Raw genomic sequence first — 20,705 nt, 5'->3', positions numbered from 1 at the left:
GGCTACAGCAGGTGCGGCAAGCTGGCCGTGGCGTCTTCGGCCTCTTCGAGGGTCTGCAGGGTGAGCAGCTGAAGGCGGGCCACGTTGCCGAGGCTCAGCATCAGAATGCGCTCGACGATGGCCTCGGCGACCGGCAGCATCAGCATGGCCGAGCCCTGGCTGATGACCCGGCGCAGCTCGAAGTCTGTCCACGAGATGACAAGCTCGTTCTGACGATCGTGAAGCTCAGGGTTCAGCTCGGCGAGCAGGTTCGGGCCATTCCACACGCCGATCACAACGACGTACGTCGAGAGATCCCAGAATGCTTTGAGGTCGGAGGCGAAGAGGCGCTGCTCGGCATACGCGAGATAGTGGAAGTCTTCGATGACGAGTCGACGGTGTGAGGCCTGAAAGACGGCTGCGATGAGAGCGAGGTGGTCTGCGCCGTGAAACATGATTCCGGTCGACGAGACCTCTTCTGCGAAACCACAGAGGTCGGCCATCAGTACTTCGCGCAGCAGTTTCTCGCCGCGCGACCCTGCCGAGTACAGGCGCCCCTCCATCGAGCCAGCTGAAGCCGACTCGAAGCTCAGCCGAAGCCCCAGAGTGTTCAGCGCCAGGGTGTAGAGATCGAGCACCGTGTGGCCGCTGCGGCACTGCACGACAAGCGCGTCGATGATGGTGTTCTGGCGCAGCCACGACTTGCCCGAGCGGGACTCACCGGTGATGGCGAGGTGAATGTGTCGTTCGAGAAGTCTGCGAACGTGGCCGTCGAGCCCGCCTCGGTCAACGTACGAATCGGCATGGATGACGGGAGCGATCCCGAATACATCACGTACTAACATCGTATTTCCCCACTGTCGCCGAATCGCAGACGGCCCGACGATGGGCACTGACTCTTGCGGCAATGGTACCCGAACAGGGGGGTCGACAAATTGCACAGCGACGCAAGTTGTGCAGTTTCGACCCTATGCAACGGGGCACGCTCGCGCGGGTCTTCTCCCCCGAAAGAAGCAAGGCTCTCGACGGCCTTGTGCTGACGTATCGTTACTCAGAGGTAGTGAACGTCGAACCTCGAGGAGTCCCCGCATGAAAGAAATCACTGTCACCGAACTCGCGGCGCTCACAGGCGCAACCGTCATCGATGTGCGGGAGCCCGACGAGTACGCAGCCGTGCGCGTGCCGGGGGTCATCAATATTCCCCTCGGCCAGCTGACGGAGGCCGAGCTGCCTGATGAGCCGCTGTACGTGATTTGTGCATCCGGTGGCAGAAGCGCCCGGGCCACCGACTACCTGGCCAGCCGTGACCTCGATGCAACCAATGTGGCCGGCGGAACCAACGGGTGGGTTCAGGCGGGGCTGCCGACCGAGCGCGGCCCGTCGGCCTGATTCGCTCATCTACTGCGCTGTTCACCGATACGGCGTCAAACGTACTGTTGGCAACGCACGAAGTGGTCATGTCTTCTCTCCGCTGCGATGGCGGGGTCACGCGCTTGATCGTCGACGCGTGCCGCGCTTTCGCGCTCGCCTCCATCGGCCAGCTCACAGACATGCACCATCGAGTCGACGCCGAGAAGTGCGTCGCGGCGCTCAGACGGATTGCCGCGAGAGGAGGAAGTACCCGGCCAGAGCCGCGAGACTCACGGCGGCGAGCAACAGGGTGGCCGGCCCAGCGCCCCCACCGTCGAGAACGGCGCCGAGCACGAGCGGGCCCACGACGGCACCGACGTCACCGACGCTGCGAAAGACTCCCATCGCGGTGCCCACCCGAGAGCGGGGCGTCTGGTCGGCAAGCAGAACACCTGGAACAAGGCTGCCGATGCCGGAGAGAACGCCGGTCGACACGATGAGACCGCCGAAGAACCAGGGCATGTCGGCGAGCGGGTACAGGCAGATCAGGCCGGCCGCGAGCGCAGTGGGGATGACCAGCAACCCCACTCTGTGGCCCGAGTTCAACCGGCGACCGATCCAGGGCAAGAGCAGCAGAGAGACGACGGTGGTGAGCCCGTACGCCAGCCCCAGAGTCAACGGAGTGAGCTTGCCCTGGTCATATGCCAGAAGTGGAATAAGCGACTGGTCACCCCCGAAACGCACGAAGAAGATGCCGAACGCGAGTACACAGACGGCCGCGAGACGTCGCGCCGACAGCCTCTGGCGCTCATCGGATTCGGCGCTCTGGTCAGCCGCACCAGTGGCAACTCCGATGCCGGGCGGCACGTCGCGACCGTATTGGTCTGACCAGAAGTGTGCGTCGGGGCGCACGAGTGCCCAGGCAATGACGAGCAGCAGTGGAACGGCTGCGACCACGAAGACGAACGGAAGCGTACTGACCGTCAGCACAACACCACCCAGTACCGGGCCGAGCGCGGCACCGGCGAGTTGCACCGCCTGCACGGTCGAGAGAATCGACCCTCTCGTGGCCGCGGTGGTTCGCTGCGTCAGCACGGCGAGCCCGATGGTCACCGCCGCGCCCCCGAGCACACCTGCCACGAAGCGCGCCACCACCAGCAGCACGACGCTGTCGAGAAAACCGGTGACCAGGGTCACTGCGGCGAGAAGCCCGGTCACCGTCAGCAGCAGCGCCCGTGCGGGTACCCGCTGCAGCAGCATTCCGGCGGGAATGTTCACCAGCAACCGGCCGACTCCGAACGACGAGACGATCAACCCCAGGAGGAGAGCCGACGCCCCGAACTTCAGAGCGTACTGCGGCAGCGCGGGAATGAGCGCGCCCCAGGTCATCTGCGAGGTGCCGACGAGCGCACAGACCATGATGATCTGCTCCCACCGAAGTCTGTCTGAGCGCACCGCCGAGGTCATCGGCTCCGAATCGGTGCCGTTGCTCACCCGCCGAGTCGCAGATTCTCACGCAGCGTCGTGCCGGGGTACGCCGGCGCCACGGCGTGGCGGCGGCGCAGCTCCGGCGTCAACAGCTCAACGACATCGGCCAGCGACGAGGGTGTCGACAACGGGTTGGCGATCATGAATCCCCCGCGCGAACCGGTCGCTTCGAAGTTCTCCTGCAGGGCATCCGCAACCGTCTCGGCCGTGCCAGAGTAGGTCTGGTCGTAGCCTGTCGCGTAACGCCAGCCGCGCTCGAAGAACTCGTTGCGCGACAGTCGAGCGTCGGCACCGCACTCGTCGATCACCAGCTGAACGAAACCAGCCTGGGTACCTTCGGCTTCTCTGATGCGCTCGGCCACCTCGCTCAGAACGAACGAGGCTGGCAGAGTCGAGAAGTCGAACCCTGAGTTGTACGAAAGATATGCCCCGACCGCCTCGTGGCTCCACACCTCGAGCATGGCCTGCTTGCGGGCGTCTGCTTCGTCTGCCGTGCGCCCCAGAATGACCTGCACCGCCCAGAGGATTCCCACCCCGGCAGGGTCACGACCGACCTCGGTGAGGGCCGCATCGAGCGAAGCGCGGTGCCGCTGTTGAGACGTGAGGTGGCCGCCGAGGCCGAAGATGATGTCGGCGAAACGGGCCGATGCCGCGACACCCCGCGGCGACGAACCCGCCTGTACCACGACCGGTCGGCCCTGAGGGCTCGGCATCGAATTCAGCGGGCCGCGCACCGCGAAGTTCACGCCCCGGTGATCGACCCGGTGAACACCAGCGGGGTTGCCGAATACCCCCGTCTCGCGGTCGGCGACGATGGCCGATGCATCGACCGAGTCCCAGAGCGCCTGGCAGACAGCCATGAACTCCTCCATGCGCTCGTACCGTGCCTCGTGGCTCGGCAGAGCGTCGAAACCGTAGTTCGCGGCATCCGAAACCCGCGTCGACGCCACGACGTTGAACGCGATGCGCCCGGCGGTCACATGATCGAGGGAGTTGAGCAGGCGCGCCACGTAGTAGGGGTGCATGAAGGTCGACGAGTACGTCAGCCCGAACCCGATGTGCGTCGTCACCTGCGCCATCGCGGCGATGTACGGGCTCATGTCTTGCCTCGGCCACTGGATGCCCCACTTCACCGCCGCGTCCATCGAGCCCTGCCACGTGTCGGGGATACTCGTGCCGTCACCGAAGAACAGCATGTCGATACCGCCGCGCTCGGCAAGCACCGCGATCTCCTGGAACATGCGCACGTCAGGGTAGTCACGCCCCACCCACGAACCGGGGTTGGCCCACTTTCCTTCGGTGTGGGTGAACGAGAGGTCGAACGCAAGGTTCATCTGCTTCGGTTCGGTCATCAGAGGGTCGCCTGCTGTCTGTTCCAGAGTGCCGAAACCTCTGCGGCGGTGAGGATGACGGCCGAGTTGAGCGCGATGTTGGCCAGGGAATTGACCTGCAGGTCGGCCTCGTACGCTGCGGTCGCATCCGAAGCGACGATAACCGGCAGCCCAGCCTGAAAAGCGTCGCGGGCGGTCGCGTCGACACAGCAGTCGACCGTCAAGCCCACGACCGTCACCCAGTCGATGCCGCGCTCATGCAGCTGCTGTTCGAGGTCAGTGCCGAAGAAGCCGCTGTAGCCGCGTTTGGTGATCACCAGTTCGCCGTAGTGCGGCGCCATGCCGTACCACTCGGCACCCGCGGTTCCGAGCACACACGGCTCGTCGGGCGAGGGCCAGGGTGTCTCGGGGTCGATTCCGCGCAGCCACAGCGACGACGACCACGGCTTGTCTTTCGTCTGGCCGAGCTGGATCCAGACCACCGGCACACCCGCCACTCTCGCCTCGTCGACGAGGGTGGCAATGGTGGTCACGGTGTTCGCCACCACGTCGAGCGCGGCGGGCTCCACCCAGGGCAGGTAGGCGGGGTCGGCGAACGATCGCTGAACATCCACCACCAGCAACGCACTCGTCTGACCGCCCGCGGTGAGGGCGTCGAGTTGCCGCTCGAGGGCGCTCACGCGGTCACCCCCGACATACTGGCCGACGCGCTGTGGTGTGACTGCTGGCTCAGCGGCTGCGGCTGCGGCTGCTCGCGCAGCTTCGGCATCACCTGCTCACCGAAGGGCGGCAGATCGGCGTGGTAGTCGGGGAAGATCAGCATGAGCCCGTCGATGCCCGTCGTCTGCATCAGCTCGTCGATACGTTCGTGCACCGTGTCGGGAGAGCCCTTCACGACCGCCGTCTGAAACGCCTCGTAGCCCGAGCTGTCGGCCGTCATCGACAGTGCTTTGTCGAGGGGCAGACCCCACGAGAGCTTCATGTTGACGATGGCTTCGGTGTCGACCCCGCGGCCGTACTCAGCGAACTTGGCTTCGGCCAGGGCATCCGTCTCATCCATCACGACGGTGAGCATCGAGTAGGTCTTGATTGAGCGGCCCTGTGCCGCGGCGAGCTCTTTGACCTGCTGGCTGTTGTCTCGAAGCCCGGGCAGGTCGTCGGCGGTCAAGAACGAGCCGTCGGCGAACCGCGACTGAAAGTCGAGGCCGCGCGGCGATCTGCCCGCGCTGATGAGCGTCGGATGCACGGCCGGGTGCGGCCGCGACTGGCAGTCGTCGAGCGTGAAGAACTCACCGTCGAACGTGACCGTGTCGTTCGCCCACAGCAGCTCGACGACCTTCAGCCACTCCTCGGTATACCGGTACCGCGTCTCGTGGTCGAAGTCGTCTCGCCATTGGCCCATCTGCGAGAACTCCTGAGCGTAGGCGCCCACAACGATGTTCATGCCCGATCTGCCGTGGCTGATCTGGTCGAGCGTGGCATACATCTTCGCGGCCACCGCCGGGTGAATGAGGTTGGTGTGAACCGTCGCCCAGATCTTCACCCGTTCGGTGGCCTCGGCGAGCGCCGCCATCATGGTGATCGACTCGAGCGTCTGGCCCCAGTGATCGGTCGTTCCGCCGTAGCCACGCCACTTCGCCATCGACATGATGAAGTCGAAGTCGGCCTGCTCGGCCAGCATTGCTGCCGTGCGGTTGTACTCGTAGGTCGCCTCGGGGTGCGGCGCTGTGTCAGACATGATCCAGCCGCCGTTGCCGATCGGCAGAAAGATTCCGTATTCGCGGTCATTCACGGTGTGGTGCTCCTTCTTCGTGCGGTGAGAGGTTACGGCGCCGGCCAGATCAGGTCGGTGCCCGTGTAGATCGCCGAAACGAATGACGGGTCAGTGAAAGTGCTCACATCGGGCAGGGCCGTCAGCTGCTTGCTGTCAAGCAGAAACTGGGCCTCCTTCGCCATGAGCGTGGTATTCAGCGACCCCAGGGGCGTACCCGCGGGCTCAGATTTGGTGACGAGAGCCGTCTCGGTCTGCCACACCTGAACGTTGTGATCGACGTCGTAGCTGGCTCCCCCACCGGCCAGGTCAGCGGCAAAACCGACGCACTCAGATGCATTCGTCAGGCAGTAGTCGTAAGCGTGAAACGAGGCGCGCAAGAAATCCTGTGTCGCCGTGGCGTTGGCTTTCACGAAGGCAGGGTTGGCGACGACCGTGCCGAACGTTCCCGGAATTCCGTAGTCTTCGGGGTTCCACTGCGTGATCGTGTCACCGGCAGCTTTCAGCGTCAGCGGCTCGCTCGACTTGTAGCCGGTGAGCGACTGCACCTGGCCGCGGGGCAGGATGCTCGGGTCGTAGCCCACCGTGACCTGGGTGATCTTCGAGACGTCGACCCCCTTCTTCACCAGCATCGCCTGAATCTCCGGCGGCAGCTGGCCCTTCTGGCCGAGCGTTGTTCCCTCGAGCTGTTTGAGGTCGGTGATCGAGGTCGCCGTCATCAGGGTGGTGATGGGAACCTGGCCGTACGTCGCGATGCCCGTCACGTCGACACCGTTCGAGTGCGCCAGCAGCAGGTCGGAGTCGCCGCCCACGTCAGTGAGCGTTGCCGTGCCCGCCGCGACGAGCTGTGAGTTGCCGGCGGTGTCGCCGGTGCCCGGCTGAATGGTGACATTCAGGCACAGCGCGTCGAAGTAGCCGAGCTTCTTCGCAGCGAGCACGTCGAGGATCGACGCCGAGGCCTGGTACTGAAAACCGGTGACGTAGGTGATGGGGCCGGCAGCTTTGTTCGCTGCGCAGCGTTCGGCCGAGATGGCCGAAGCCGACGAGGCAGCGGGGGCCGACGAGCTCGCAGTCGAGCATCCGGTCAGGGCAAGTGCAGCAGCGGCGGCGAGCGCGGCCACCTGAGTGAGGCGAAGAGTACGTCGAGTAGGCATAGCTGTCTCCTAGTGGGGTGGGTTATGAGGAATGTGGTGCGTGTCTGTCGGGCGAAGCCGAGGAACGAGAGGCCGGACGCGCCGCTAGCGGGCGCGCGCGCTCACTCGCGTTTCAGAAGCTGGGATTCGTGCCAGCGCAAGACGCGCTTCTCGAGCAGAGTGATGAGCAGAAGCAGCGCCGCGCCCATCAGGGCCAGGCACGCGATCGCCGCGTAGACCACAGCGAGGCGCGAGTTCGACGACGCGACGCTGATGACGGTGCCGAGCCCCTTCGCGGCTCCCGGCGCCGAGAATTCGGCGACGACCGCGCCGACGACCGAGAGCGGGAAGACCACCTTCAGTGCCGCGAAGACATAGGGCAGGCTCGACGGCAGTCGCAGCCGGGTGAGCACCTCGAACCGGTTCGCCCGCAGGGTCGAGAAGACCTGCAGAATCGGTGGCGACACCGAGTTCAGCCCAGTGATCACGTTCATCAGGATGGGAAAGAAGGTGATGAGCGCGGTGACGATGAGCTTCGGCGCCGGCCCGAAGCCGAACGCGACGACCAGTGCAGGTGCGATGGCAACCACCGGCGTGACGTTCAGCACCACGGCGAGCGGCATGATGGCGCGGCGCAGAATGCCCGACTCCGTGACGAGCACAGCCACCACGAAGGCGGCCACGAACCCGATCACGAGGCCCACCAGCGCCTCAGAGAGTGTCACCCAGGCGTTGTCGAGAAAGAAAGCCGGCTGCGTCGCGAGGGCCTGCCCGATGGTGCCGAGCCGAGGCAGGAGATATGTGTTGTTCGTCGCCACGTATTCCCACACCAGTGCTGCGATCAGAATGGCGATGACGGCGGGCGCCCAGACGCGCGGCCGCCACGGTGAGCGGGTCGCCCCAGACGAGCGAGCCACCGGAGAGGAACGGGTGGGAGACGACGAGGAAGAGCGGGTCGCCGAAGACGAGCGGATCACTGACGAATTCATCTGCTGGGTCATCGCACAACCGGCCCTGACGCCCAGGCCGTCTGCAGCTTCTCGCGGATGAGGTCTTCGTATTCGTGCATCGCGGCCGCTTCGAGCAGGCCCTGCCGCCTGGGTCTCGGTAGATCGATCGGGATGACGGCCTCGATTCGCCCCGGCCGCGCAGACATCACGACAACCACATCTGAGAGCACGACCGCTTCAGAGACGGAGTGCGTGACGAACACCACCGTGGTTCGCATCTGCTCCCACAGTTCGAGCAGCTGCACCTGAATTGCTTCACGGGTGAACTCGTCGAGGGCAGAGAAGGGCTCGTCCATCAGCAGCACGTCGGCCTGAATCGAGAACGCTCGGGCAATGGCCACGCGCTGCTGCATGCCGCCCGAAAGCTGGTGCGGCAGCCGGTCGATGGCGTCACCGAGACCGAGTTTGGTCAGCAACACCCGGGGGTCAGTGGCGGGCCGGGCGACGTGACCGGGCAGAGTGCGCCGCAGGGCATCCGCTCGCCTGTTCACCTTCGAAGGAATGGTGACGTTGCCGAGCACGCTCAGCCAGGGCAGCAGTGCAGGAACCTGCGGCACGAAGCCGATCATCTTTGCAGCACACGCCTCGTCGGGGTGGGCGCCGAACACGCTCACCTCGCCGGAGTCTGGCTGTTCGAGCCCGGCGATCATGCGCAGCATGGTCGACTTTCCGCAGCCGCTCGGGCCGATCACGCTCACGAACTGGCCTCGTTTGACCGTCAGATCGACGTGCGACAGGGCCGTTACCTCGCCCGCACCCGAACCGTAGACCTTCAGCGCGTCAGAGACCACGATCTCGTCAGGAGACGCGTACTCCAGCGAAGCGCCGGCACTGTGGGTATTCGTCATCGGCCTCAACCCAGCTTCTTGAACGCACGAGCCTGATATGTGAGCGGGGCAGAGTCGTCGAGACTCACGTGCTCCACCCGCACCAGAATCATCAGATGGTCGCCGGCCACGACCCGGTCGTGAATGGTTCCCTCGATGGTCACCATGGCGCCCCGGATGACCGGCACACCGAATCGGCCGGAATCGACCTCGACCTGGCCGAACTTGTCTGCGCCGCGAGTGGCGAACAGCCGGGCATGCTCTGCCTGCCCCTCGCTCAACACATTGATCGCCACCCGGTCGGTCTGGCTGAACGCGTCGTAACACTCAGCAGTGTCGGCGAGGCATGCGAGCACCAAAGGCGGGTTCACCGAAACCGACGTGAAGCTGTTCGCAGTGAAGCCGTGCTGACGCCCCTCGTGGGTTGTGGTGACGACCGTCACAGACGTGGCGAGCTGCGACAACGCCCTCCGCAACAGGGCGGGGTCGTGGTCTGATTCGAGTGTGACCTCGTTAAATGCGTGGCCCATATGGCCCTCCGGTGTTCTTCTCGTTGAAATGCATTGAGACGACGGGAGAGGCGGGCGGAAGCAGATGTCGACGGCCCGCGGGATCGTTGACATTCATAACGTTAGGGGTGCCCTGTTACAAAGAACGTACGCTCGTGTTTCGAGCGTGTGACTTTTCGAATCGCGACGATTTTCGAGGGGCGCGGAGCTTTTCGCCTCGTGCGGTACGGCTAGAGCCGTTCGACGCGGCCGCCGGCCGCCACGACGTACACCTCGACGTGCAGGTCGGCCACCGCCTGGGCGAGCCACGCCGGTTTGGTGAAGAAGCGCCCCACCGGTTCGCTGATGCAGAGGGCCACGCGGGCGCCCACGAAAAGTGTCGAACGAAGCCAGACCAGCTTGAGGGCGTCGGCCATGGCCTTGTTGCGCTGCGTCGACTTCACAACACCCGAACTCGCAACGCACTGAACCAGCAGCCGGCCCGATTCGTCGACGCCATCGATCTGCAGCCGAACACCGTCGGCCATCGTGACCGACCGGCCCGAGAGTTCGAGCCCAAGATGGGTCGACAGCGCCGCGAGCAACTCGAGTGTCAGGTCGGGGTCGGGAACAGTCACACGATGACCATAGGCGTGCTTTGTTTCGGGCGCATTACCCCCGCAGGCCGTCGCCCACGGTGCTCCCTACCCCGTGACGTCTGTGAGGTGCGGCGGGTTGGCTCCTGCGCGCGAGACGGTGACCGCAGCGCATTCGACAGCGAACGCGCCGATGTCGGTGAGCGCGGCCAGGGTGAAAGCCGAGCCGTCACAGATCGACTCTGGCGTGGTGCCGTCGGCGAGCATCCGGAGCAGCACATGGATGACCGCGCTCATGAAGGAGTCGCCCGCACCGATGGTGTCGGCGACGACAACCGTTCGGCCGGGAACGGTGATGTTCGCGCGGCTGCTCGAGAGAAGGGCACCGGATGCCCCCCGCGTCATGATCGCAAGCGCGGGGCCGAACGTGCGAATGTGGTCGAGCACTTCGCTCTGCGGCACCCCCGGGTACAGCCACTCGGCATCTTCGTCGCTGAGTTTCACGACGTTCGACACCGCCATCAGGTTCTCAGCGGTGCGGCGTTCGGTGTCGGGCGTGCCGAGAAGAGACGGGCGCACGTTCGGGTCGAAGGTGACGATAGTCGATGCCGGCGTAGCCGTCAGCAGTCGCAGAACATCGGCGGCTCCGGGGCTGAGATACGCGGCGATCGAGCCCGTGTGCACCAGGGCAGCCGGCGACAGCTGGTCGACGAAGTCGAGCGACCAACGAATGTCGAACTCGTACCGGGCCGCGCCGGTCTCGTCGAGCACCGCGGTGCCGGTCGACGTGGCCTCGTCGACGATCGAGCCGGGAAAGAACGTGACTCCCGATTCTTCGATGTGGCTCGTGAGAGCGGCCCCTCGCTCGTCGCTACCGATGCGCGTCACCAGTTCTACCTCGTCGCCGAGCCGGGCGAGGCCGATGGCGACGTTCATGGGCGATCCGCCGGGATGCTCGGTGACCTCGTGCTGGCGCTGAACGATGTCTGTCAGGGCCTCGCCGACAACGACTACCGAGGCGGCGTCAGCGGCGGGGGCGGGGCTAGAAGTTGTCATTGGTCTCACCGATCGTTTTGAGCATGGTCAGGGTCGAGCCTCCCCCGCTCACCAGCGGCGCGAGTTCGGTGTTGAAGGCAATGCCGTGGGCGCTGGCGAGGTGTGAGTCGAACGCTGTCTGGTCAGAATATTGTTCGTACACGAAAATGGTCATCGGGTTGTCGTCACGAAAGTGCGGGTCGAATCGCAGATTGCCGGGTTCGGCTCGCACTGCGCTGGCGAAGTCGGTGATGAGTTGGTACACGGCCGGTTCGTTTCCCGCGGTGGCGGTGAACTCGGCATAGAGGGAGACGGTCATGCAGGCATCGATTCTCTTGGTGCGGTCGAAGGTGTGTGCGAGGTCGTCGAGCGCGGCGGGGCCTACGCGGTCGACAGGTCTCGTACCGAGTCTCTGATCAGCAGGCGGGTGGGCAAGACGACAGACGTGGGTTCGGCGTCGGGATTACGAATCTGGGCCAGCAGGTTGTCGACGGCTGCCTTCGCCATCTGCTCGATCGGCAGGTCGACGACCGTGAGTGCCGGCGTGAGAACGGCAGCCCACGGCGCATCGTCGAATCCGACGAGAGAGAGGTCGTCGCCGATGACCAGACCACGTTTTTTTGCCACCCGCAGAACAGCGAGCGACATGTTGGCGTTGGAGGCGATCAGGGCGGTAGGCGGGTTCTCGGCATCGAGAATGGTGTTCACGGCCTGCGTCGCTGACTCGTCTGCATCACCGCAGTAGCGAACCCAGGCGGGGTCGATGTCGATGCCGGCGTCGGCCATCGCGCGGTAGTAGCCTTCGACCCGGTCATGGATGGTCGTGATGAGCCCCGCGGGTCGCTCGCCCGTCTCGCCCGAAAGGTTCGCGGTGACCACAATCAACCCGATCTTCGTATGGCCGAGCGCCTGCATGTGCTCGACCGCATCTCGTGTGCCCTGCAGGTTGTCGGCGGTCACACTCGCGATACCGAGAGAATCGAGAGAGCGGTCGAGCAGAGTGACCGGCTTGCCTTTGAGGTCGGCCTTGCTGAGAAATTCGAGCTCATCGACCGAGCTGGGCACCACGATCAGGCCGTCGACCTGCTTCTCGAGCATCACCCGAACCGACGTTCGCTCGGCACGCAGGTCTTCGTTCGTGTTCGTGACCAGCACCTGGTAGTCCTCGAGACGGGCAGATTCGATGACCGATCGCATGGCCAGATCGAACACGCTCAGACCCACTTCGGCGATGATCAGCCCCAGCGTGTGCGTGCTGCCGGCACGCATCGAGCGGGCCAGAACGTTGGGCACGTAGCCCAGTTCGGCTGCGCTCTCAAGCACCCTTGCCCGCGTGGCCGCGTTCACGACTCCGTAGTTGCTGAGGGCCCGTGACGTGGTGGCACGGGAGACGCCTGCATGGTTCGCCACATCAGTGATGGTGGGCAGGGCGCCTTTGGCCGATTGTGTCATTGCGTTTTTCCAGATGGTTTGACAGCGAGGATGAACGGTGTGATGATCATACCCATCATCACCGAGATCGATCTCACCTTATTGTTGAGATCGATCTCATTGCAACTGTCATGATATTCCACGAACCCGCAGCAGCACGGCGAGTATGACGACCGAAGACCGGCCGCCAGCTCGCACTCAAAGGAGAGTCACCGCAATGAAGCGCATCATCCAAACCGTCGGAGCAGTCAGCATTGCAACCTCGTTGCTGCTGGTGGCGTCAGCTTGTAGCAGCACGACAACCGCAACACCCTCGACCCCCGGCGCGAAGTCGCTGACCATTGCTTTTGTCATGGGCGCAGAAGCCGACCCGTTCTTCAAGGCCATGAAGGTCGGCGCGACCGCCGAGACCTCCGCCAACGGCGACAAGCTGATCTGGCAGGGCGATCCCTCGCTCTACTCCCCCGCCACGCAGATTCCGATCGTCGATCAGGTACTGGCGCAGAAGCCCGACTGCCTCGTCCTCATCCCGACAGACCCCGACGCCCTGCAGGCATCAGTGGCCAAGGCCACCGCAGCCAAGATTCCTGTGGTGAACGTCGACACCCACGTCACCGATCTCAGTAACGTTGTGTCATTCATCACGGGTGACAACACCCAGGGCGGCGCTGCCGCGGCAGACCAGATGGCCACCGCCATCGGCTACAAGGCAGGCGGCAGCTACAAGGTCGTGGCCGGCCTCACCTCGGCCACCGCCACCACGAACGTCGACCGCCTCAAGGGCTTCGAAGACCAGCTGGCCGCGAAGTACCCGGGCGTCACCGTCGTCGACACGGCCTACTCGCAGTCGCAGCCCGCGACCGCCAACAGCAACGTCAGCAACTGGTTGACCAAGTACCCCGACCTGGCGGGCATCTTCGCCATCGACGGTACCAACGCCACCGGCGCATCGTCAGCCCTGCAGGCCAAGGGCCTCACGGGCAAGGTCGCCCTGATCGGCTACGACGCCTACAAGACCAATGTCGATCTCATCGCGAAGGGCGTCTTCACCGCTCTCATCGCCCAGAACCCGGCCGAAGAGGCAAAACAGGCCATCGACGCGTGCCAGTCGTTCATTCAGACCGGCAAGTCGAGCATCGCTGCCAAGGTCACGCTGCCCAACATCACCATGAACAAAGACACGTCGGCTGCTGACCTGACGAAGTACACCTACGTTCAGTAGTACCACCCGCTTCATCCCCGCTTCATCCCGTGCGCCGGCGCGGTCACCAATCTGTGCCGGCGCACCCCCCACACTTTCTTCACGAACGGCGTTCAACGACGCGAAAGGCACACTGTGGCACTCACCGAATCACCGGAGCTGGCGCCGGGCGCGAACCCGCGACCGCCGGCCTCACCCGAATCGCACTCCACCCCTCTGTCAGAGCGGCTGACCGGGTTCCTGACCAACCAGCAGACCATCCTTCTCCTTGTTCTCATCGGCATGGTGGTCGTCTTCTCGATCTTGAACCCCATCTTCTTCTCGCTCGACGTGTTCGGCAACGTGCTTCTCGACTGGGGCCCTGTCGCCCTGATCGCCGTCGCTGAGACCTTCGTCATCATCTCCGGCGGCATCGACCTCTCGGTGGGCGCAACCCTCGGCTTCTCTGGCGTCATCGCCGCCTACGCAATGCAGGCCATGACCGCCGCCGGCATGGGCGACAGCATCACCATTCTCTGCGGAACCCTCGTTGCCGCAGCGACCGGCATGTTCGTCGGCTTCGTCAACTCCCTGCTGATCAACCGGCTGCACCTCGTACCCTTCATCGCCACCCTGGCCACCCTCGGCGCCGCTGGCGGCATGTCGATCGTGCTCACGGGCGGCGCACCGGTCGGCGACGGCCCACAGAGCGCAATCGACCTCAGCGTGCCGTGGCTCGGCCCGTTGTCGTGGCCACTCATCGTGGTCATCGTCGTCGTCATCATTGCCGGCCTGTTTCTGCACAAGGCACGGTTCGGTCGCTACACGTACGCCATCGGCTCCAACCCGTTCGCCGCCCTCGCCGCCGGAATCAACGTGAAGCGGCACCTCACCAAGATCTACGTGCTGTCAGGGTTGCTCTCCGGTCTTGCGGGCATGTTCCTCTATATACGACTCGGTTCTGGCGCACCGACCTCTGGTGTCGGTGACGAGCTCGACGCCATCGCTGCGGTGGTCATCGGAGGTGTTGCCCTCGCCGGCGGCATCGGCCGCATGTCGGGCACCGTGCTCGGGTCGCTCATTCTGGCCACGGTCACCAGCGGTCTCATCATCATCGGCGTCGAGCCCAACTGGAAACAGGTTGTCGTCGCCATCCTCATTGCCGCAGCCGTCTCGCTGCAGGCCCTGCGTGCGAACGGAAAACGATCATGACCGACACCAGCGCTCCCCTCTACGAAGTACGCAACATCTCCAAGAGCTACGGCAGCGTGATCGCGCTCGACAACGCCAGCCTCGCCGTACGAGCCGGTGAAGTTGTCGGCCTGGTCGGCGACAACGGTGCCGGCAAGTCGACGCTCGTCAAAGCACTCGCAGGTGCACACCGCCCCGACAGCGGCCAGATCTTTCTCGACGGAATCGAGCGACACTGGGCCAGCCCGCACGAAGCACTGCAGGCCGGCGTCGAAACCCTCTATCAGGAATCGAGCCTCGCGCCGCACCTCTCGGTGAGCGCGAACGTGTTTCTCGGCCGCGAGATCGTGAGCCCCGGGCTGCTGGGCAAACTCGGATTTCTTGCCCAGAAGAAAATGGATGCCGAGGCCCACGCCGACCTCGAACGTGTCGGCATCGCCGTGCCCGCGTCGAACCGACCCGTATCGCAGCTCTCGGGTGGTCAGCGCCAGGCCGTCGCGATCGGGCGCACGGTGTCGTGGGCTCGCAAGGTCATCATCCTCGACGAGCCCACGAACCACCTCGGTGCACGTCAGTCGAAAGAGGTGCTGCAGGTCATCCGTGCGGCCAAGGCCAAAGGGCTCGGCGTGATTTTCATCTCGCACACCCTGCCGCACATTCTCGAAGTGACCGACCGCATCGTGGTTCTGCGACTCGGCAAGATCGTGAAGGATGCCCCCACCTCAGACTTCGATGTCGACACCCTTCTGGGCACCATCACGGGCCTGCTGGTCTGAGCCCCGGGCATCCCGCAACCAAACCAACGGTCCCAGTGCCGGTCCCACCGACCGAGCACTGGGACTGTGCGTTTGTGCGCTCAGGTAACCTGAGGCCATGGAGAGCACTGAGCTGGTCACGCTTGTGGTGATCGGTGTGGTGCTGGTCATCGGAGTCGTCTCGTTTTTCGCGAGCCGCATCGGGGTCGCTGCCCCACTGGCACTCACCGTTGTCGGGGTCGGAGTGGGTGCCGTTCCCGCGATTCCCCACTTCGAGGTCGAACCCTCTCTCGTCTTGACCGTGATCCTGCCACCGCTTCTGTATGCGGCGGCCAGGCAAGTGCCGTTCGTCGACTTCCGCCGGAACCTTCGGGTGATCGGGTTTCTCGCCATTGTGCTGGTTGTGGTGTCGGCCGTGCTGGTCGGAGTGCTGGTTCACCTGCTCTGGATGACCGTTCCCCTGGCACTCGCGATTGCATTGGGGGCGGTCGTCGCACCTCCCGATGCGGTCGCCGCCACAAGTTTGGGCAAGCGCCTGGGGTTGCCCCCGCGCATCGTCACGATTCTCGAAGGCGAGGGGCTCGTCAACGACGCGACCGCACTCGTGCTGCTGTCGACCATGCTTGCGATCGTGACCACGACGGTGGCGTCGCCGAGCGGCTGGATGATCACGATCACGTTCATCTGGGCCGTTGTCGGCGCTGTGCTGATCGGCGGCATTCTCGGGGCCGTTGCTGTGGCGCTTCGCCGCCGCATCACCGATCCGGTTCTCGATGCTGCCATCTCGCTCGTCATACCCTTCGTGGCCTACCTCGCCGGTGAGTTCTGCCACGCTTCAGGAGTCGTTGCAGTGGTTGTCGCGGGAATCCTGGTCGGCAACCAGGGGGCGTACCGCATTCGCGCCTCCTTCCGGCTCGCAGAATCGGGTACCTGGCGTATCGTCACGCTGCTGGTCGAGAACGCGGTGTTTCTCTTCATGGGTTTTCAGCTCTGGCCCATCGTCAATGCCGTGGCGGGTTCGAACGAACTGTTCGGCACCCTGGGGGTTGCCGGGCTCGTGATCGTGCTGCTCATCGGCGTACGCTTCGCCGCAATGCCACCACTGCTCTCCACGATTCGCAAGCGGTACCGAAAGCGTGTTGCGCGGGCAGATCAGACCAAGGGGCGTTTCGACGATGTGACCGAGGAGGACTTTCAGCGGCGTGCCGCGAACTTCAGGCAGCTCGGCATCACGCAGTCCCCCTTTCGGAGCTTCACGCGCGGCGTTCGCGCACGATTCGGCCTTGTCACGAAGAAAGACAGCTCGGCCCGAGATCGTATCGTCGCCCAGCTGGCAGAACTCGAGAAGAATCCCCCGCCAGTGCCCGTCGAAATCGACGCGACCGCGCGGGCGCGCTTCTCCACGACCTTTCAGAACTTTCGAAAGCGCCTCGACCAACAGAACAACGACCTCACCGCAGAGCGCGACCAGGCACTCGGCTGGCGCGACGGGGTTGTTCTCGGGCTTTCCGGCATGCGCGGTGTGGTGACCGTGGCGGCCGTGCAGACCATCCCTGACGGCCAGCCCATGCGTGAATCCCTGGTACTCATCGCGTTCGCCGTTGCTATCGTCACACTGGTGGCCCAGGGCCTTCTGCTGCCGCCGGTTGTTCGCCGACTGCGGCCCGCGAAAGATGCGCCCGGAAGCGAGCGGGCCGAGCTGTATGAATTGCGTAAGCTCATGAAAGACGCCGGCGACACAGCCGTCGCGTCCGCTGTCACCGCCGCCGAAGCATCCGGAACCCCCCTTCAGGAGGGCGTGCTGCACGAGGTGAACGCACAAGCCGAGATGTGGATGGGCCGCCTCGAGGTCTGGGCGAATGCCGATCTCTCTGACGAAGCGAACGAGGTCGTGCAGTTTCAGCAGCTGCGCCGCGTGCAACTCGTCGCCGAACGCGACGCCCTTCGTGATGCTTACGAGCGCGGAGCATTCTCCTCCGAAACGATTGACGTGCTGCGTGCCGCACTCGATTCAGAGGAGATCTCACTCGACGCCGTCGACAGTCGCGCCGCAGAAGCGTGAACCCTGCGACGTGACTGTGACGTTACCGTGGCGTGCCTGCGGCGTGCCGGCTCAGTGACCGGAGAGCAGGCTGAGAACCTCGTCGTGAGACCCACGAGCCTCTGCGAAACGCAGAAAATTGACGTTCTCCACGAGAATCTCGTCGGCTTCTGGTTGCGCCTCGAGAATCGCCATGACTTCGGTGAGAAAGTCGTTCAGAGGCATTGCGTTTGCCGACTCTTCTTGACCCATCAGGGCGGTTTGAACGGCGGGTGGCACGAGCTCAATCACCTGAATGCTGGTTGCGGCCAGCTGCACCCGAAGGCTCTGTGTGAACGAGTGGATGGCCGCTTTCGTTGCGCTGTAGGTGGGCGTGAAAGGCAACGGCACGAACGCGAGTCCGGATGACACTGTCATGATCGTTGCCTCGTCTTGGCCGGCCAGAAACTCGGTGAACGCGGCGATCAGGCGGATGGGGCCCAACAGGTTGGTGTGCACCGTGCTCTCGGCAGTCGCGAGAAAATCGGCGGTGTTCAGGTTTTCGGGCAGCATGATGCCGGCAACGGTGATCACGACGTTCGTCTGCGGAAACCGCTTCTGAACGTCAGCTGCAGTGGAGGTGATCGATGACGCATCGGCTGTATCGATGACGACGGTATGGATGCCCGGGTTCTCCCGAGCGATCTGCTCGAGAAGCGCTTGCCTACGACCGCCGATGATGACGGTGTTTCCCGCTCGGTGAAAACGCAGAGCGAGTCCGAGGCCGATGCCAGAGGTGGCACCGGGTATGAAGATGGTGTTTGCGGTGAGTTTCATGAGATGTACGCCGTTCAGATCGTTGTGGTCCATTTGTTGATGACTCCACTACAACGCAAGTGAAATGAGCGAACAAGGACGCGCTTATCCACTGAATGAGAAGTCGTGGCTCAGAACCGCTTGTTCTGTGAGACTCAAGGTGTGAATAGCCCCGAATTGGCCAGTTTTCTGCGTACGCGCAGAGAGGCGCTGCAACCAGAAGACGTCGGATTGTCGCGGGGGCCCAGAAGACGAGCCAACGGATTGCGACGAGAAGAGGTCGCCGAGCTTGCGGGCATGTCGACCGACTATTACGCCCGCCTCGAGCGAAGCAACGCCCCCGCGCCCTCAGAGCAGATGGTCGGAGCGATTGCGCGGGCACTTCGCCTGTCGCTCACCGAACGCGATCACCTGTTTCACCTGACCGGCCACACGACGCCGACACGTGCCCAGCGGGGCGATCACATCAATCCCGGCTTGATGCGCGTGCTCGACCGGCTTCACGATACGCCTGCACAGGTCATGAACAGCATGGGTGAGACGCTCGCGCAGACCCCGTTGGCCGTTGCGCTGCTCGGCGAACAGACGCAGTTCCACGGTGATCGGCGAAGCAATCTCTACCGTTGGTTCACCGAACCCGAGAGCCGCCAGATCTACCCCGAACGCGATCATGAACGCCTCGGCCGCGTCTTCGTTGCCCAACACCGCGGCGTCGTCACGCAGCAGGGGTCGACCTCGCGCGCGGCAGCTCTTGCGCGACGGCTGACCGAGCAGAGCCCCGAATTTGCGGCCATCTGGGCTGACCACGAAGTCGGGCTCCTGCATTCCGATGACAAGTGGTTTGTGCATCCGGAAGTCGGCGAGCTCAGCCTCAACTGCCAGGTGTTGCTCGACCCCGACCAAGAACAGTGCCTCTTGATCTTCACCGCGAAACCGGGCACAGACAGCTACGAACGCCTGCACCTTCTGAGCGTCATCGGAGCGCTTCAACTGCACCAGTCGGCCGCGCTCGAGTGACGTATCGACCAGTGACGATCATGCCGAAATTACGCAGCTGCACACCGTCAGCGTCACCGTCACCTTCTCAGACGTTCGTGTGACCTCGACCCGGTCGCCGGAGGCCGAGCACAATCAGTACGATGCCGACCACGGCAACAACGACACCGATGTACAGCCACATGCGGTCACCGGTCATCGAGCTGCCGGGGATCAGGTTGGCACCCTGCCCCGCGAACACCACGCCCACGACGAGAGCGATCACGCCGACAACCACCAGAACCATTCGACCAACGCGTGAATTCATGGACTCAACTTACCCTCAGGGTGCACGATAGCGGTGTGAAATCGATCGACTGGATCGAAACGGTCGCGAACGGCGAGTACCGCCTCGATGGTGGCATCGAGGAGCATGGGCTCACCATGCCGACTATTGCGATGACGGCTAACGCGACGAAAGAACAGCTGCGATTTCGGCACTGACGCGTTCGTGATCGAACGGCGCGAATCTGAGCGTGACAGCCACACGAGTACTCAGCGCAGCGAAGAGGGCCACTGTAGCGAGAAGTGCTCTCTCCGAGTCGTCTGAGTCGAAGCGGGCCCAGCATTTCTCGAGAGCATCCTGAACACCGCGATCCATCCACTGCCTCATGCCCGACCCGAGAAAACGAACGTCGAACTCGAGCCCATACCGAGCGCGATGATCCCACTCGATCATGACAAGCAGTGAGTGTTTGAGGTCGCGATCACGAATCTTGCTCGACCACGGCTCATCTCGGGCGATGGCTTTCGCGCACATGAGTGCAGCCGCGTACGCCCAATTCAGTCGTTCGTCGAAATCTGATTCACTCGGGTGGAGACCGATCACCTCATCTGGCTCACGGTGCGCCGCCGCGTTGTCTTTGTCAAGAAGAACGGTGAATGGGCGCTGCCGTGGCACTTCGCTGATGGCAGCGGCGGGAATGACGGTCAGGTCGAGCTTTCCGCCGACGTAGTAGACGAGACGCGACGGGTGCCAGCCAGGCATGTCAAGACGCTCGACGACGAGAACCTCTCCCAGACGAGCCCACCAGGAGTCATCCGAAAGAAGCGTCGCAGGATCTGTTGTGTAAATCTCCACGTCGCGGTCAGATAACGGATGCGTCTCTCCGGTCGATCCCGAGCCCGTCAGAATCACGCCGCGCACAACGGCGTTCTTCAGCGCCCATTCGACTAGTTGCTCGATCGCGTTGTCATAATCCACGAGCCCACTGTGTCACGCAGAAGCGACCGGGCGGAGCGGAACCCCACCTTGTTCCGCAATTCCAC

22 protein-coding genes are annotated in these 20,705 nt (G+C 63.9%); 6 read left to right on the top strand and 16 right to left on the bottom strand.

Going from position 1 to position 20,705, the window contains the following annotated elements; all coding sequences use genetic code 11:
• Positions 1 to 2: 2 nt before the first annotated feature.
• Entirely contained in the window at positions 3 to 824 is an 822-nt protein-coding gene (locus D4765_RS11340) for a hypothetical protein (RefSeq protein ID WP_136642407.1), read from the bottom strand.
• A gap of 244 nt (positions 825 to 1,068) precedes the next feature.
• On the opposite strand from D4765_RS11340, the gene D4765_RS11335 reads away from it, so the two are divergent.
• On the top strand, positions 1,069 to 1,368 hold the full coding sequence (locus D4765_RS11335; RefSeq protein ID WP_136642406.1) for a rhodanese-like domain-containing protein: 300 nt from the start codon (positions 1,069 to 1,071) through the stop codon (positions 1,366 to 1,368).
• Positions 1,369 to 1,569: 201 nt separating this feature from the next.
• Here the strand turns inward: D4765_RS11335 and D4765_RS11330 are convergent, their stop codons facing one another.
• The 12 genes from D4765_RS11330 to D4765_RS11275 all read right to left on the bottom strand — a co-directional run bounded on the left by D4765_RS11330 (position 1,570) and on the right by D4765_RS11275 (position 12,460).
• Positions 1,570 to 2,823: an MFS transporter gene (locus D4765_RS11330; protein WP_136642405.1), complete on the bottom strand. Its 1,254-nt coding sequence runs from the start codon at positions 2,821 to 2,823 to the stop codon at positions 1,570 to 1,572.
• Positions 2,820 to 4,169, bottom strand: coding sequence for an NtaA/DmoA family FMN-dependent monooxygenase (locus D4765_RS11325; RefSeq protein WP_237280393.1), 1,350 nt, complete (start codon positions 4,167 to 4,169; stop codon positions 2,820 to 2,822). Before D4765_RS11325 ends, D4765_RS11330 begins: the two co-directional genes overlap by 4 nt.
• Complete coding sequence (locus D4765_RS11320; protein ID WP_136642404.1) at positions 4,169 to 4,828, bottom strand: cysteine hydrolase family protein; 660 nt, start codon at positions 4,826 to 4,828, stop codon at positions 4,169 to 4,171. Before D4765_RS11320 ends, D4765_RS11325 begins: the two co-directional genes overlap by 1 nt.
• Positions 4,825 to 5,940 carry an LLM class flavin-dependent oxidoreductase gene (locus tag D4765_RS11315; protein WP_136642403.1) on the bottom strand — a complete coding sequence of 372 codons (1,116 nt, stop codon included), beginning with the start codon at positions 5,938 to 5,940 and terminating at the stop codon, positions 4,825 to 4,827. The genes D4765_RS11320 and D4765_RS11315 overlap by 4 nt, the downstream gene beginning before the upstream one ends.
• A 32-nt stretch (positions 5,941 to 5,972) precedes the next feature.
• Complete coding sequence (locus D4765_RS11310; protein WP_136642402.1) at positions 5,973 to 7,073, bottom strand: ABC transporter substrate-binding protein; 1,101 nt, start codon at positions 7,071 to 7,073, stop codon at positions 5,973 to 5,975.
• A gap of 101 nt (positions 7,074 to 7,174) precedes the next feature.
• Complete coding sequence (locus tag D4765_RS11305; RefSeq protein ID WP_237280392.1) at positions 7,175 to 8,029, bottom strand: ABC transporter permease; 855 nt, start codon at positions 8,027 to 8,029, stop codon at positions 7,175 to 7,177.
• A 20-nt stretch (positions 8,030 to 8,049) separates the two neighbouring features.
• A complete protein-coding gene (locus tag D4765_RS11300) occupies positions 8,050 to 8,910 on the bottom strand; it encodes an ABC transporter ATP-binding protein (protein WP_136642400.1) in 861 nt (286 codons plus the stop codon).
• Positions 8,911 to 8,915: 5 nt separating this feature from the next.
• Entirely contained in the window at positions 8,916 to 9,419 is a 504-nt protein-coding gene (locus D4765_RS11295) for a flavin reductase family protein (protein WP_161580426.1), read from the bottom strand.
• 209 nt (positions 9,420 to 9,628) lie between these two features.
• Positions 9,629 to 10,015, bottom strand: a complete 387-nt coding sequence (locus D4765_RS11290) for a hypothetical protein (RefSeq protein WP_136642398.1) — start codon at positions 10,013 to 10,015, stop codon at positions 9,629 to 9,631.
• A 66-nt stretch (positions 10,016 to 10,081) separates the two neighbouring features.
• On the bottom strand, positions 10,082 to 11,029 hold the full coding sequence (locus D4765_RS11285) for a carbohydrate kinase family protein (protein WP_136642397.1): 948 nt from the start codon (positions 11,027 to 11,029) through the stop codon (positions 10,082 to 10,084).
• The gene (locus tag D4765_RS11280) at positions 11,016 to 11,327 is read right to left on the bottom strand and encodes a putative quinol monooxygenase (RefSeq protein ID WP_136642396.1); all 312 of its coding nucleotides are present in this window, start codon (positions 11,325 to 11,327) and stop codon (positions 11,016 to 11,018) included. Before D4765_RS11280 ends, D4765_RS11285 begins: the two co-directional genes overlap by 14 nt.
• Before the next feature lie 62 nt (positions 11,328 to 11,389).
• Positions 11,390 to 12,460, bottom strand: a complete 1,071-nt coding sequence (locus D4765_RS11275) for a LacI family DNA-binding transcriptional regulator (RefSeq protein WP_136642395.1) — start codon at positions 12,458 to 12,460, stop codon at positions 11,390 to 11,392.
• Between the two features lie 196 nt (positions 12,461 to 12,656).
• On the opposite strand from D4765_RS11275, the gene D4765_RS11270 reads away from it, so the two are divergent.
• The 4 genes from D4765_RS11270 (at position 12,657) to D4765_RS11255 (ending at position 17,627) form a co-directional block, all read left to right on the top strand.
• Positions 12,657 to 13,661: a substrate-binding domain-containing protein gene (locus D4765_RS11270; protein WP_161580425.1), complete on the top strand. Its 1,005-nt coding sequence runs from the start codon at positions 12,657 to 12,659 to the stop codon at positions 13,659 to 13,661.
• Between the two features lie 114 nt (positions 13,662 to 13,775).
• Positions 13,776 to 14,831 carry an ABC transporter permease gene (locus D4765_RS11265; RefSeq protein WP_136642393.1) on the top strand — a complete coding sequence of 352 codons (1,056 nt, stop codon included), beginning with the start codon at positions 13,776 to 13,778 and terminating at the stop codon, positions 14,829 to 14,831.
• Complete coding sequence (locus tag D4765_RS11260; RefSeq protein ID WP_136642392.1) at positions 14,828 to 15,586, top strand: ATP-binding cassette domain-containing protein; 759 nt, start codon at positions 14,828 to 14,830, stop codon at positions 15,584 to 15,586. The genes D4765_RS11265 and D4765_RS11260 overlap by 4 nt, the downstream gene beginning before the upstream one ends.
• A gap of 97 nt (positions 15,587 to 15,683) precedes the next feature.
• Positions 15,684 to 17,627, top strand: coding sequence for a cation:proton antiporter (locus D4765_RS11255; protein ID WP_136642391.1), 1,944 nt, complete (start codon positions 15,684 to 15,686; stop codon positions 17,625 to 17,627).
• A gap of 51 nt (positions 17,628 to 17,678) precedes the next feature.
• On the opposite strand, the gene D4765_RS11250 is transcribed toward D4765_RS11255, so the two are convergent.
• Positions 17,679 to 18,422, bottom strand: coding sequence for an SDR family oxidoreductase (locus tag D4765_RS11250; RefSeq protein ID WP_136642390.1), 744 nt, complete (start codon positions 18,420 to 18,422; stop codon positions 17,679 to 17,681).
• A 141-nt stretch (positions 18,423 to 18,563) separates the two neighbouring features.
• On the opposite strand from D4765_RS11250, the gene D4765_RS11245 reads away from it, so the two are divergent.
• The gene (locus D4765_RS11245) at positions 18,564 to 19,418 is read left to right on the top strand and encodes a helix-turn-helix transcriptional regulator (RefSeq protein ID WP_136642389.1); all 855 of its coding nucleotides are present in this window, start codon (positions 18,564 to 18,566) and stop codon (positions 19,416 to 19,418) included.
• 67 nt (positions 19,419 to 19,485) lie between these two features.
• Here D4765_RS11245 and D4765_RS11240 read toward each other — a convergent pair whose 3' ends face one another.
• Together D4765_RS11240 and D4765_RS11235 are read right to left on the bottom strand one after the other, a co-directional pair.
• Positions 19,486 to 19,704 (bottom strand): hypothetical protein, encoded by a 219-nt coding sequence (locus D4765_RS11240; RefSeq protein WP_136642388.1) that lies wholly within the window; start codon positions 19,702 to 19,704, stop codon positions 19,486 to 19,488.
• A gap of 138 nt (positions 19,705 to 19,842) precedes the next feature.
• Positions 19,843 to 20,640, bottom strand: coding sequence for an aminoglycoside 6-adenylyltransferase (locus D4765_RS11235; protein ID WP_136642387.1), 798 nt, complete (start codon positions 20,638 to 20,640; stop codon positions 19,843 to 19,845).
• Positions 20,641 to 20,705: the final 65 nt, after the last annotated feature.

The organism is Subtercola vilae (assembly GCF_004923255.1).
GTDB classification, from domain to species: Bacteria; Actinomycetota; Actinomycetes; order Actinomycetales; family Microbacteriaceae; genus Subtercola; species Subtercola vilae.
This window is presented reverse-complemented; position numbering and strand designations above follow the sequence as displayed.